Source organism: Propionivibrio sp. (genome assembly GCF_017995515.1).
Lineage (GTDB): Bacteria > Pseudomonadota > Gammaproteobacteria > Burkholderiales > Rhodocyclaceae > Propionivibrio.
Genome location: NZ_JAGOIT010000045.1, coordinates 1 through 13,530, shown reverse-complemented (window position 1 = coordinate 13,530; position 13,530 = coordinate 1). Strand labels below are relative to the sequence as shown.

Genomic DNA, 13,530 nt, shown 5'->3' with positions numbered 1-13,530 from the left:
CACCGACAGGGTGACCTCCGTTCGCCCTGAGCAGCCCGCACAGCGGGCGTGTCGAAGGGTGTTGTACGGCGCAACGGAGGATTCGATTGATGAGGCCCGAAGATATATGGACTCGTCACCCCGGCGGATGCCGGGGGTCCAATCGGCCGGTGCCCTCCGATACTGGCTCTGCACTCCCTTCGGTCGCTTTCGCCGGTATGACGTCGTCAGCAATCCTTGTCCAACCCGTGCTCAATCGCATACGCAAACAGATCCAGCCGGTTGCGCACACCGAGTTTCTCGTAGATAAGCGTCAGGTGATTGCGCAAGGTGTGTTCGCTGATGTGCAGTGAATCGGCGATCTCAAGGCTTTTTCCACCGCGGTTGCGCACGATGGCGCCGACGATTTCGCGTTCGCGCGGGGTGAGGCTGGCGATTTTTGCGGCTTCCGGATCAGCATTGGCACCTTTGCCAGCGCTGGCGGACATGCTTTCGAGCAGTTTGCCCATCATCATCCGGTTAACCCAGACTTCGCCGGCGTACACGCGTTCGATGGCGAGCAGCAGGACGTCGGCGTTTTCGTCCTTGCCGATGACGCCGCGTGCGCCTTTCATGAGCGCGGCTTGATGAAAGGCGAAATCGCGGCCTCCGGTGAGGATGAGCACCTGCGCATTGGTCAGGCGGAGCAGGTCCGGCAGGAAGTCGGCCGAGTTCTGGCCGTCAAGGTCGAGGTCGAGCAGGATGACGTCCGGCCTGGCCGTGACGACGACGGACAGCATTTCGGTACAGGACGCAGCCGTGCCGGTGACCACCATGCGCGGACTTGCACTTTCGACCAGGCGTTCGAGTCCCCAGAGGATCGACTTGTGGTCGTCGACGATCATGACGCGGATGGGGGTTTCGCCCTCAGATTTGGTGTTCATCGTTGCTTTGCTTTCTGTCGTGGCCCTTGCTGTCCGAAATCGGCACGCTCACGGTCACCGTGGTTTCGAGCGCGTCGCGCTGGATGTGGACCGAGCCACTTCACCCAATCCGCCCTGTTCAAATTAACGCTACATCGAATCCCTAAACTGCCTACGCAGCGGCTCTCGACTCGCAATCGGTGCGCTCACCGCTGCCGCTGTTCCTTGCTTTATTCGGTCAAATCTTTGTCGTAATCGGCAGCACGCGCGCCAGTGAGGCCTTGAGCAGGCGGGTCATGGCCTCCGCCGCGTCGTCGGCTTCGCGGCGGACGATGCGGTTTCTCACATCGTCGTAGAGCGCCAGGTCCTCGCTCGGGTGTGTTGCATGCCGTTGCAGCATTTCGGAGGAGACCCGCAGGGCGGCCTTGATGGCGCTGCCGATGGTGATGAACATGCCGTTCTGCGAGAGGTTGATGATCGTCATGTGGAACTCGAGATCGGCCTGTGCGGCGAGACGGACATCGTTGCCGGACTGCACGATGCCGGCGAGCTTGGTGTAGCGCTTCTCGATCAGGCGGTGGTCGTCGTCCGAGCCGTAACGCGCGGCGAGGTGGCAGGCGCGCGGTTCGAAGCAGAGGCGCATCTCGAAGATGTCCTCGACGATCTTCGAGTCGAACTGGGCGGTGAGGCGCCAGGACAACACCTCGCGGTCGAGCAGATTCCAGTCGGTGAAGGGCAGGACGCGCGTGCCGATCTTCGGCTGCACGTCGATCAAGCGCTTGCCGGCCAGATGCTTGATCGCTTCGCGTATCGTCGTGCGGCTGACACCGTACTGGGTACACAGATCGCCTTCGATCGGTAAGGAATCGCCCGGGGCGTATTCGCCCCCGACGATTTTCGTTCCGATGATGCGCGCGACTTGCGAGCTCATCGTGCCGACGATCGGTTCACGTTCAAACATTGACTGGCTCCAGCTGGCTCCTTGTGTTGTCCCTTGCGTCACGCCAGTTGCTCTGTTTGCTTATTTTTTGGCGCGGGTGACGAGGACGTTCCACGAACCCGGTTTGAGTTTCGCGATCAGTGTCTCGCCCTCGATGCGGACGTCGGCATTGTACGTGGGCGCCACGGCATTCGGGGTGTCTTTGGTGTTGATCGCCTTCATGTTCGAGTTGAACAGCTCGATCGCTTCCTCGACGACGCGATCCGCGCCGAGTCCGCGCAGCTCGATCTTCAGTTCCATGTCTTCTTCGAGATGGCGGTTGAGCGCGAAGATCGTCGTCCGGCCGCTCGCCTCGTCGTCGACCACGCTGGCGCAGAGGTAAGGGATTTCGTCGAAGGTCTTGGCCTGATACGACGGCGAGTCGATCACCGGGCGCAGGACGCGGCCATGGCCGAAGCGCGAGGCCTGCGAGAACGGATAGAAGATCGTCTGCCGCCAGGCTGGGCCACCCGGTTCGGTCATGATCGGGCCGATGACGTTGACCAGCTGCGCGAGGCAAGCGACCTTGACGCGGTCGCAGTTGTTCATCAGCGTGATCAGCGCGCCGCCGACGACCAGCGCGTCCTCGTAGTTGTAGATTTCCTCGATCAGGCGCGGGGCGACCGGCCAGCCGGGCTTGCGCAGGTCTTCGATGCTGCGCGCCTTGTACCAGACGTTCCATTCGTCGAAGGAGAGCATGATGCGCTTGGCCGAACGCTTGCGCGCGGCGACGGCGTCGGCGATGGCGACGGTCTGCTTGATGAAGTTATCGGTCAGCTCGATGTTGCCGAAGTACTCCTCGGTCGAGTCGTGCGGGTTCTGGAAGTAGCTGTGCAGCGAGAGGAAGTCGACCTGCTCGAAGCAGTGGTCGAGCACGGTGTCTTCCCAGGTGCCGTAGGTCGGCATGTCCCACATCGACGAGCCGCAGGCGGAGAGCTGGATCGTCGGGTCGACCATGCGCATCAGTTTGCCGGTTTCCTGCGCGATGCGGCCGTACTCGTCGGCCGTCTTGCGGCAGATCTGCCACGGGCCGTCCATCTCGTTGCCGAGACACCAGAACTTGATGTCGTGCGGTTGTTCGTAGCCGTGCGCGCGGCGCTGGTCGGAGAGCGCGGTGCCGCCGGGATGGTTGCAGTATTCGAGGAAGTGGCGCGCCTCGTCCGGGCCGCGCGTGCCGAGATTGACGCCGAACATCGGCTCGATGTCGACCTTCTTGCACCAGTCCATGAACTCGTTGGTGCCGAACTGGTTGGTCTCCTTGGAGAACCAGGCGAGATCGAGCCGCACCGGCCGCTCTTCCTTGGGGCCGACGCCGTCTTCCCAGTTGTAGCCGGACATGAAGTTGCCGCCCGGATAGCGGATGATGGTCGGGCCGAGTTCGCGCGTCAGTTCCATGACATCCTGGCGGAAACCGTCCGCGTCGGCCGTCGGGTGGCCCGGTTCGTAAATGCCGGTATAGACGCAACGGCCCATGTGTTCGACGAAGCTGCCGAAGACGCGGCGGTCCAGGTCCGAAATCGCGAAGTCGCAATCGACGATGAGGCGTGAGGCAATCATGGTGGCTTGATCCTGAGTTCAGTGTTCGGGGCAAAAAAGGTCGGGGGTTCGCCGGTGGGGTGTGGTGGTTTCCGGCGAGCGCCCCCGCAAGGTGGAGACAGGAATTACTTCAACGGGTTACTTCACGCTTGAGAGCAGCTTGTTGACGCGTTCCTCAGCCGACTTGGCCGTATCGGCGACCGACTTCTTGGAGAGCGTCATGTTGGAGATTTCCTCGCCGACGATGGTCTCGATGGCGCGCTGGCGGACGACGCTGTTGGGCAGCGAGTAGCCGGTGCTGGTGATTTCCGCGATGTTCTTGCGGAAGGGCAGGCTGGTGAACTTCTCGCTGGTGGCGACCGTCTTGCTCACCGTCAGGTGGCCGGTGCGCGACCACTCGTAGTTGTTGTCCCAGAGGAACTTGAGGAAGGTGAGCGCGGCCTTGCGCTGAGCTTCGGTCTTGGCGCCGCCCTTCAACATGATCCAGCTGTGGCCGTCGGCAAAGGCCGCCTTCTTGCCAAAGATGTTGGCGAACGGAACGACCGTGTAGCCGCCCTTGAGCGGCGAATCGGCCTTGTCCGACGCGGCGATGAAGTCGTCGATCGTCCAGGTGCCGACCACGTTTACGCCGACATCACCGTTGACGAAGGCTTGCTGCGTCGCGGAGTAGTCGAGGTTGGGCTTGATCGCGCCGTCGAGGTTGAGCTTGTTCATCAGGTCCAGCGCGGCGAGGGCTTCCTTCGACTGCATGTCGATCTTCTTGCCGCCGTCCTTGAAGAGCTGACCGTTCTGCTGGGCGAGCAGCGTGAGGAAAGTGCGGAAGGGCGCGGCGGTTTCATTGGCCGTCGTCCAGGAGAAGTAGGGCTTGCCGGTCGCTTCCTTGAATTTCTTGGCCTGAGCGAGCATTTCGTCCGGCGTCGTCGGCAGGATCGGTGTGCCGTCGGCGTTGGTCAGGCCGGCTTTCTTGAAGAGGTTGAGGTTGATGTGCCATAGCCACGACCACGTATCCTGTGGCAGCGCGTAGGTTTTGCCGTCGAAGCTCGTACCCTTGGCCGCCTGATCGGTGAAGTCCTTGGTGTCGATGCCGACCGACTTGAAGCCTTCGTCGAGCGGTTCGACAAGCTTGCGTGAGACGAAGTCGCCGAGCACCGACTCGTGCATCACGGCGATGGTCGGGACGTCCTTGGCGACGATCCGCGCCGTCAGTTGGTCGTAGTAGGGGCCCCATTCCGCAATCTGCGTCTTGACGACGATGCCTTGCTTGTTCGTGGCGTTGAATTGGTTGGTCAGCGCCGTAATGATGCCGCACTCGCCGCGCGCCTTGGTCACATCGACGACCTTGCCGTAGTCGGCTTCGCAGGCGCCGAAGAAGCGCTGGAAGGTGATCTCGGTCTTTTCTTCGGCGTAGACGTTGGCACTAACGCAGCAAGCACCGACCAGCAGGGCTAAAGCGCTCTTGCAGAACAGTTTCTTCATGTTGCTCCTCCTTGTTTTATTACGTCGAAATGCCAAGCCCGGGATTGGGCGGGTGATTCCACAAACCGGTCGCGTCGACGCGTCAGCGACTGGCCGTTCCGGCGACTGCCGAAACGATGTGCTTCTGGAAAAACAGATAGACGATGAAGATCGGCAACCCGGCGAAGACCGCCTGCGACATCAGGAAGCCGATGCCACCGGCCTGAGCGAAGTTGGTCTGTGTCGCGGCGAGGCCCAAGGTCAGCGTGTACATGTCCGGGCGCGACGCCGAGATCAGCGGCCAAAGGTAGTCGTTCCACGCTGTCAGGAAAGTGAAGATGCCGAGCGTCGCCTGAGCCGGGATGGTCAGCGGCAACAGCACGCGCAGGAAGATCTTCCAGCGTGGCGTGTTGTCGAGCAGGGCGGCTTCCTCGATGTCGCGCGGGATGGCCTTGAAGTAACCGGTCATCAGGAAGACGCCGAACGGTGCGGCCAAGCGCGGCAGGATCAGTGCTGAATAGGTGTTGTGCAGGTCGAGTTCGGCGAACAGGCGGTGCAGCGGGATGACGACAGCCTGCTCCGGTACGGCGAGGCCGGCGAGGACGAAGGCGAAGAGGATGCGTTTGCCCGGAAACTCGGTGCGCGCGAAGCCGTAGCCGGCCAGAGAGGCGAGGACGAGCGTCAGGAAGGTTTGCCCGATCGAAACGATCATGCTGTTGACGATCCAGCCGAAGACGTCCGAGCTGCCGATGATGTCCTGGTAGTTCTTCAGCGTGAAGGGCGGCGAGAAGAGGACGTCGGTACGCACCGAAAGGAACTCGTTCGGCTTGAACGAGAGGGCGAAGACCCAGACCAGCGGTGCGATCCAGACGACGGCGAGGGTGATGACGGCGGCCAGGATGAGGCGGTTGCCGAGTTTGCTGCCGGAGAGTGTTGTGCTCATGACTGGTTTCTCCTATTCGGCGTCGCGTTTCTTGGCGATCCACATCTGGATCGCTACGCCGACGAGCATCAGGGCGAACAGAACTTGCGCGGCGGCGGCCGAATAGCCGAGCGCCCACTGCTTGAATCCGGCGTCGTAGATGAACATCACGATCGAGCGTGAGGTGTTGTTCGGGCCGCCCAGCGTCATCAGTTGCGACTGGCCGAACAGCTGGAATTGCAGGATGACTTCGATGATCGCCACCAGCGCGACGGTGCGCTTGATCGACGGCAGCGTGATCGAGACGAAGGTGCGCCAGCGCGACGCGTTGTCGAGTGCTGCGGCTTCGTAGATGTCCTGCGGAATCTGCTGCAGCGCCGAGAGGAAAAGCATCATCGGCAGTCCGACGATCCACCACACGGTGACCAGTGCAATGGACGGCAAAGCGAGGGCTTCGCTGGCCAGCGGTGCAATCGATGGCAGGCCGATCGCGTGCAGGATGTTGGCCAGCATGCCGCGATCCGGCATCAGGACGAGCCGCCAGACGAGCGTGACGATGGTGACAGAAAGAACCGACGAACCGAAAAAGATCGCCCTCAACGCCGCACCGGTCTTGCCTGGGCGGTTCAACGCAAGGGCCAGGGCCAGGCCGAGGGCGACGAACACCGGCGTGGTCAAGAAGATGAAATAGAACGTGTTCCAGACCGTGCCGCGGAAGATTTCGTCGGTAAACAGGCGGGCGAAGTTGGCCAGCCCGACGAATTCGCTGCTGTCGGACAACTGGTCGATCTCGTGCAGGCTCAGCCAGAACCCGTTGAATACGGGATAGACGAGCAGCAGGACGTAGCCGACGAGGAAGGGCAGGATGAACAGCAGGTTGAACCAGCTCGGCTTGCCGACACCCGCCATCGCGACCTGTTGACGCTGTGCCTTCGGTTGGGAGCGTTTCATGGCCATCTCCTAGAGCGCGGCGTGGTAGGCCTTGCCCGATTCGTCGAAGAGATGCACGCTGGCCTCCTCGAAGCGCAGGCCGACCGTCTCTCCCGGATTGACGTCTACATCACGCGGTGTCTCGGCGACGGCGAAGCTGCCGTCCTGGAGAGTGACGTAGACGAGCGTCCTTTCGCCGAGGCGCTCGACGACGTCTGCCTTCGCCGTGAAGGTCGATGCGGCGTCGACGACGAGATGTTCGGCGCGCACGCCTGCGGTGAGCTTCGCTTCCTTCGGTAGTGCGGCGAGCGGAACGCGTGTTGCGAGGTCGAATCCGCCGGCAATTCTGAGGGTGGCGTAGTCACTACCCGAAGCTACCAACGGTCCGGCAAAGAAGTTCATCACCGGGCTGCCTATGAAGCCCGCGACAAAGCGAGTGGCCGGGAAGTGATAAACCTCCATCGGCGTGCCGACCTGTTCGATACGACCCTTGTTCATGACGACGATACGGTTGGCCAGCGTCATCGCTTCGATCTGGTCGTGCGTGACGAAGACCATCGTCGTCTTCAAGCGCTGGTGCAAGCGGGCGAGTTCGACGCGGGTGCGCGTACGCAACGCGGCGTCGAGATTGGACAGCGGTTCATCGAACAGGAAGACGCCCGGCTCCTTGACCACGGCGCGGCTGATCGCCACGCGCTGGCGTTGGCCACCGGACATCTGCATCGGCTTGCGATCGAGCAGTTCGGTCAGTTCGAGCATGCGTGCCGCTTCGGTGACGCGGCGGTCGATTTCGGCCTCGGCCATGTTGATGTTGCGCAGGCCGAAGGCCATGTTGTCGCGCACGCTCATGTGCGGATACAACGCGTAGTGCTGGAAAACCATCGCCACGTCGCGTGCGCCGGGGGCGAGGCCGACCACCGACCGTTCGCCGATGCGGATGTCGCCGCCGCTGACCGTTTCCAGGCCGGCGATCATGCGCAGCAGTGTGGACTTGCCGCAACCCGATGGACCGAGAAAAACGACGAACTCGCCATCGTTGATGGCCAGCGAAAGATCGGGAATAACTTCAACAGCGCCAAAGCTCTTCTTGACGCCGCGTATTTCTATACCTGCCACAAGCCTGCCCTCCGAGTGTGGTTATGTTCTTTGGTATTATGAAAGGCATGTTAGCGGCGCTTGTCGCCTTCCGGTATGGATTGAAGTGCTTTAATTATGGAATTGACGCCTGTGGGTGTCGTTGGTTGGGGCGAATACTACTGCTGCGGTCAGAACGGCGTCTTGTCCTTGTGCTCGCAAAGATCGAGGATCGGGCAGCGCCCACACTCGGGTTTACGTGCCTTGCACACGTAGCGGCCGTGCAGGATCAGCCAGTGGTGGGCGTCCTGCTTGAATTCGTCGGGAACGACCTTGAGCAGCCCGACTTCGACGGCGAGCGGGGTTTTGCCCCTGGCCAGTCCGATGCGATTGGCGACACGGAAGATGTGCGTGTCGACGGCGATCGTCGGTTCGCCGAACGCAGTATTGAGCACGACGTTGGCGGTCTTGCGGCCGACGCCGGGCAGTGCTTCGAGCGCCGTGCGGTCGTGCGGCACCTCGCCGCCGTGCTTCTCGATGAGTTGCGCGCAGGTGGCGATGACGTTCTTCGCCTTGTTGCGATAGAGGCCGATGCGGTTGATGTACTCGATGAGGCCGTCTTCGCCGAGCGCGAGGACGGCTTGCGGCGTCGGCGCGTCAGCGTACAGCTTGCGCGTCGCGCTGTTGACGCTCTTGTCGGTGGCCTGCGCCGAGAGGATGACGGCGACGAGCAGCTGAAAGACCGAGGCGTATTGGAGTTCTGTCGTCGGTGCCGGATTGGCGGCGCGCAAGCGGGCGAAGATCTCGGCGCGCTTGGCGGCGTTCATTGTCGATGCGGGATCAGTGGCCACCGGCGGCGACCGGCTGCGGCGTGGCGCGTTGTTGTCGCGCGGCGGCGCGCGCATCGATCCAGTTTTTCCAGGCGATCATGCAGCCGAGCAGGATGAAGGCGCCGGGCGGCAGGATGGCGATCAGGAAACCCGGATAGTTGTCGCCGAACAGGTGCAGCGGTTGCAGGCCGGGGAAGACCATGTCGATGCCGGAAAACAGCGTTCCGCTGCCGATCACTTCACGCAGGCCGCCGAGCAGGGAGAGCGTCCACAACATGCCGACGCCCATGAAGATGCCGTCGGACATCGATTGCAGCGGCGGATTTTTTGCGGCAAACGCTTCCACGCGCGCGAGCACGATGCAGTTGGTGACGATCAGCGGGATGAAGATGCCGAGCACCAGATACAGTTCGTGCAGGTTGGCGTTGAACAGCAAGTCGATCACGGTGACCAGCGCGGCGACGATCAGGATGAAGACCGGGATGCGGATCTCGTGCGGGATCAGGTTGCGCAGGCTGGCGATGGCGAGCCCCGACATGGCCATGACGATGATCGTCGCCAGCGAGAGCATCGCGCCATTCACCAGGTTGGTCGTCACCGCCAGCAGCGGGCACAGTCCGAGAATCTGCACGATGCTGGTGTTCTGCTTCCAGACGCCGTTGTTGGCGATCTGGCGGAATTCGTCGCGGGTAATCATGTCCGTAACCTCTCTTGCATCCAGCTATTGGGACGCGAATAACGTCTCGCGGTTTTCGGCCACATAGACCGCAGCCTTGCGTACCGCCTTGATCACGGCACGCGGTGTCACCGTGGCGCCAGCGACCGAGTCGAAGCGTCCGCCGTCCTTCTTCACCTTCCACTCGCGTTCTTCCGTCGCCGCCGGTTTCAGACCGTCGAACTGCGTGATCCAGGGACGTTCCTTGTTCTTGTCCTTTTTCGGCTCGATATAGTCGCCAAGGCCGGGCGTCTCCTTGTGTTGCGTGACGCGCACGCCGAGCAGGGTGCCGTCGGTATCGACGGCGATCAGCAGACGGATCTTGCCGGCGTAGCCGTCGGGCGCGACCGCCTCGAAAACGAGCGCCGTCGTCTTGCCATCCTTGCGCGCGCGGTACGCCGTCGATGCGTTGTCCTGACCCAGCGCCGGGGCCGGCGCGAGTTCGATCGCGTCTTGCAGGAGATCGTTGTCGTAGCTTGTACGCGGCAGCACGTCGTCGATCAGCTTCATCTTCTCTTCCGAGGCGGCCGCCTGGATCGTCGGGAGCGTCCAGAAATAGGCGCCGGAGAGCAGGCCGGTGAACACGACGACGAAAAGAAACAGGATGACCGCCGTGCGCACCGCCATCTTGGCCGCGGTGGGCGGCTTGATTCCGTGCGTCATGACCGCTCCTTCGCACGGTTCTTCGTACCTTCCTTCATTCCGAAGATCGGCGGCTGCGTGTAGAGGTCGATGAGCGGCACGCAGATGTTGAGCAACAGCACGGCGAAGGCGACACCGTCCGGGTAGCCGCCGAAGACGCGGATGATGTAAGCGAGTGCGCCGGCCGAGAAACCGAAGATCAGCTTGCCTTTCGGTGTCGTGCAGCCGGAAACGGGATCGGTGACGATGAAGAAGGCGCCGAGCATCGAACCGCCGGAGAAGAGGTGGAACAGCGGGTTGGCGAACTGTGCCGGGTTCCAAAGCCAGAGCGCGGCGGCGAGCAGGCCGATGCCGGCGAGGAAGGCGAACGGAGTACGCCACTGGATGATCTTGCGCTGCCAGAGCCAGAGGCCGCCGACGAGGTAGGCGAGGCCGACCCACTCCCAGCCGTTACCGGCGAAGTGGCCGAAAATACCGGCGTCGGCCGTCACCGAAGCGACGGTCGCGCTGCCCTCACCGAGCTTGAGCGCGGTCTTCAGCGCGTCGAGCGGGGTGGCGCCGCTGATCGCGTCGAGTCGCGGCGCGTAGCCGAAGACCAGCACCAGCTGATCCATGAAGCCGGCCTGCATGTCGACCGCCGGCCATTGCGACATGAGCGCCGGGAAGGAGACGATACAGACGGCGAAGGCAATCATCGCGGGGTTGAAGGGGTTCTGACCCAATCCGCCGTAGAGATGCTTGGCGACGACGATGGCGAATAGCGAAGCGACGACGATCAGCCACCACGGCGCAAGCGGCGGAAAGGCGAGTGCGATCAGCCAGGCGGTGACGACGGCGCTGCCATCGCCGAGAAACAGACCGAGCGGCTTGCCGAGCAGGCGCAGCATGAGCGCTTCGCCGAGAAGTGCAGCGAGTGTGGCGATGGCAACCTGGACCAGCACGACCGGGCCGATCAGCCAGGCATAGACGGCGATGCCCGGCAGCAGCGCAGCCAGCACCTGCAGCATCACGCGGCGGACGCTGACGTCTTGTGAGAGGTAGGGCGGAGTATTGAAGTTCATCGACTTATTTGACCTCTGCATCGGGCGCCGCTTTCTCTTCCAGCACGCCGCGGCGCGCTTCGATCTCGGCGATCTCCTTGCGCTGGGCGATCGTCAGTCCCTCGGTGTTCTTCGGCTGCACGGCTTCCCGTTGCAGGCGGGCACGTTCCATGGCGGCGGCGATGGCGGCTTTCTTTGCTGCCTCGGCATCGGTTGGGGCCGGCGTGGCTTCCGGCGATGGTGCGGGGGCTGGCGCGACCTTCTTCTCGGTGGCCTTGGCCGCCGCGGCTTTCGCCAGGCGTTCGGCTTTCTCGGCTTTCTCGCGCTCGTCGCGTTCGTTGCGGAACTCGAAACGCGCCTTCGCCGCGTCGGCCATGTTCTTGTCGCGTTCGCGCGACCAGATTTCGCTCTTGGCGAAGCGGAAGTACTGAACGAGCGGGATGCGCGACGGACAGACGTAGCTGCAGCAGCCGCATTCGATGCAGTCGAAGATGTTGTATTCCTGTGCCTTGCCGAAGTTCTTGGAACGCGAGAACCAGTACATCTCGAACGGTTGCAGTTCGTGCGGACAAGCTTCCGCACAGGCGCCGCAGCGGATGCAGGGCATTTCAGGCGGTGGTGGCGGGAACAGGGCGGTGGAACCGGCGATGATGCAGTTGGCGGCCTTGACGATGGGTGAGTCGATGTTCGGCAGTTCAAAACCCATCATCGGGCCGCCCATTACGAAGCGGTTGGTATCGGCCTTCGGCTGGCCGAGCGCGATGACGTCCCTGATCGGCGTGCCGAGCAGCACTTCCCAGTTACGCGGCTGTGCGACGTTGCCGGTGACGGTGACGATGCGTGACAGCACCGGTTCGCCGTGGGCGATCGCGCGCCAGGCGGTATAGGCCGTGGCGACGTTGAAGCACTGCACGCCCATCTCGGGCGAACGCTTGCTGGCCGGGACTTCCTTGCCGGTCAAAACGCGGATCAACTGCTTGGCGCCGCCGGCGGGGTAGCGCGTCGGCACGGCGATCACCTCGAAGCTCTCGCCGACCTTGGCGACGGCGGCTTTCATCGCGGCGACCGCTTCCGGCTTGTTATCCTCGATGCCGATCAGCACGCGCTTCGGCTTGAGCAGGTCGCGGAAGATGCCGACGCCGCGCACGATTTCCTCCGGGCGCTCGCGCATCAGGAGGTCGTCGCAGGTCATGAACGGTTCGCATTCGGCACCGTTGATGACGAGCGCGTCCATCGGCACCGATTTGGCTGGCGTCAGCTTGGCGTGCGTCGGAAACACCGCACCGCCGAGCCCGACGATGCCGTAGTCGCGCAGGATCTCACGCACTTTTTCCGGCTCCAGCGCGCTGTAATCGATGGGCGTGCGTTCGATCCATTCGTCGCGTCCGTCGGGTTCGATGACCACCGAGAGCGTCGGCAAGCCCGAAGGGTGCGAGGCGATGCGCTCTTCGACGGCGATTACCGTCCCGGAAGTCGGCGCATGGACGGCCGACGAGATCCACTTGTCCGGCCCGCCGATCCTTTGGCCTTTCAACACGCGCTCGCCCGCCGCGACGAGCGGATTGGGAATACCGCCGATGCTTTGATGCAGCGGCACGACGAGCAACTTCGGCAGCGGCGCGATGCCGATCGGCGCCTGGACTGACGGCGTCTTGTTGGTATCCGGCTTGACGCCGCCGTTGAATTTGAAGAGTTGCTGGAGCATTCGCGGTCTTGGAGCTTTCTTCGCGTCAGGCGGCGCGTTTGACGGGCTTGATTTCGATCACCGGGTACTTCCACTTCCAGTTATCGATGCTCTCGGGGATGACTTCCATCGTGATGCACTCGACCGGGCACGGCTTGACGCACAGTTCGCAGCCGGTGCATAGCGAGGCAACGATGGTATGCATCTGCTTGGCAGCGCCGACGATGGCGTCGACCGGGCAGGCCTGAATGCACAGCGTGCAGCCGATGCACGTCTGCTCGTCGATGATCGCCACCTGCTTCGGTTTTTCCTCGGCGTTGAGCGGTTTGACCTCGCGACCGAGCAGGTCGGCGAGCTTGCGCACGCCTTCCTGGCCGCCCGGCGGGCACAGGTTGATGTCGACCTCGCCCTCGGCGATCGCTTCGGCGTAGGGCTTGCAGCCAGGGAAGCCGCATTGGCCGCATTGCGTTTGCGGAAGGATGGCTTCGATCTTCTCGACCAGCGGATTGCCCTCGACCTTGAACTTGATCGATGCATAACCGAGCGCGGCGCCGAGGACGACGGCGCCGAGCGCCATGATAAGGATGGCAGCGAGCATTATTGATACTTGTCCAAGCCGGCGAAGCCCATGAACGCGAGCGACATCAGACCGGCGGTGACCATGGCGATCGCGACGCCGCGGAAATGGACGGGGATGTCCGCGCCTTCGACGCGCTCGCGAATGCCGGCAAAGAGCACCAGCACCAGTGAGAACCCGACGGCGCTGGCGGCGCCGAAAAGCAGCGATTCAAGGAAGTTGTGCTTGTTGGCGACGTTGAGCAGCGGTACGCCGAGCACCGCGC

The 13,530-nt window shown here is 62.8% G+C and carries 14 protein-coding genes; all 14 read right to left on the bottom strand.

Annotation, left to right across the window (positions count from 1 at the left end; all coding sequences use genetic code 11):
* Positions 1-206: 206 nt before the first annotated feature.
* Positions 207-902, bottom strand: a complete 696-nt coding sequence (locus tag KBA32_RS09200; RefSeq protein WP_294357835.1) for a response regulator transcription factor — start codon at positions 900-902, stop codon at positions 207-209.
* Positions 903-1,119: 217 nt separating this feature from the next.
* Positions 1,120-1,842: a FadR/GntR family transcriptional regulator gene (locus KBA32_RS09195; protein ID WP_294357831.1), complete on the bottom strand. Its 723-nt coding sequence runs from the start codon at positions 1,840-1,842 to the stop codon at positions 1,120-1,122.
* A gap of 60 nt (positions 1,843-1,902) precedes the next feature.
* Positions 1,903-3,417 carry an alpha-N-arabinofuranosidase gene (locus KBA32_RS09190; protein ID WP_294357828.1) on the bottom strand — a complete coding sequence of 505 codons (1,515 nt, stop codon included), beginning with the start codon at positions 3,415-3,417 and terminating at the stop codon, positions 1,903-1,905.
* 117 nt (positions 3,418-3,534) lie between these two features.
* Positions 3,535-4,872: an extracellular solute-binding protein gene (locus tag KBA32_RS09185; protein WP_294357822.1), complete on the bottom strand. Its 1,338-nt coding sequence runs from the start codon at positions 4,870-4,872 to the stop codon at positions 3,535-3,537.
* An 82-nt stretch (positions 4,873-4,954) separates the two neighbouring features.
* Complete coding sequence (locus KBA32_RS09180; RefSeq protein WP_294357819.1) at positions 4,955-5,794, bottom strand: carbohydrate ABC transporter permease; 840 nt, start codon at positions 5,792-5,794, stop codon at positions 4,955-4,957.
* Between the two features lie 12 nt (positions 5,795-5,806).
* A complete protein-coding gene (locus KBA32_RS09175; RefSeq protein WP_294357816.1) occupies positions 5,807-6,724 on the bottom strand; it encodes a carbohydrate ABC transporter permease in 918 nt (305 codons plus the stop codon).
* A gap of 9 nt (positions 6,725-6,733) precedes the next feature.
* The gene (locus tag KBA32_RS09170) at positions 6,734-7,819 is read right to left on the bottom strand and encodes an ABC transporter ATP-binding protein (RefSeq protein ID WP_294357813.1); all 1,086 of its coding nucleotides are present in this window, start codon (positions 7,817-7,819) and stop codon (positions 6,734-6,736) included.
* Positions 7,820-7,968: 149 nt separating this feature from the next.
* Positions 7,969-8,604 (bottom strand): endonuclease III, encoded by a 636-nt coding sequence (gene nth, locus KBA32_RS09165; protein ID WP_294357811.1) that lies wholly within the window; start codon positions 8,602-8,604, stop codon positions 7,969-7,971.
* Between the two features lie 13 nt (positions 8,605-8,617).
* Entirely contained in the window at positions 8,618-9,304 is a 687-nt protein-coding gene (locus tag KBA32_RS09160) for an electron transport complex subunit E (protein WP_294357807.1), read from the bottom strand.
* A 24-nt stretch (positions 9,305-9,328) separates the two neighbouring features.
* A complete protein-coding gene (rsxG, locus tag KBA32_RS09155) occupies positions 9,329-9,985 on the bottom strand; it encodes an electron transport complex subunit RsxG (protein ID WP_294357804.1) in 657 nt (218 codons plus the stop codon).
* The gene (locus KBA32_RS09150) at positions 9,982-11,025 is read right to left on the bottom strand and encodes an RnfABCDGE type electron transport complex subunit D (RefSeq protein ID WP_294357801.1); all 1,044 of its coding nucleotides are present in this window, start codon (positions 11,023-11,025) and stop codon (positions 9,982-9,984) included. The genes rsxG and KBA32_RS09150 overlap by 4 nt, the downstream gene beginning before the upstream one ends.
* Positions 11,026-11,029: 4 nt before the next feature.
* The gene (rsxC, locus tag KBA32_RS09145) at positions 11,030-12,709 is read right to left on the bottom strand and encodes an electron transport complex subunit RsxC (RefSeq protein WP_294357798.1); all 1,680 of its coding nucleotides are present in this window, start codon (positions 12,707-12,709) and stop codon (positions 11,030-11,032) included.
* A gap of 25 nt (positions 12,710-12,734) precedes the next feature.
* Positions 12,735-13,286, bottom strand: a complete 552-nt coding sequence (gene rsxB, locus KBA32_RS09140; protein ID WP_294357795.1) for an electron transport complex subunit RsxB — start codon at positions 13,284-13,286, stop codon at positions 12,735-12,737.
* On the bottom strand, positions 13,286-13,530 hold a 245-nt coding region (locus KBA32_RS09135; RefSeq protein ID WP_294357792.1), incomplete at its 5' end, for an Rnf-Nqr domain containing protein. The genes KBA32_RS09135 and rsxB, both read right to left, overlap by 1 nt.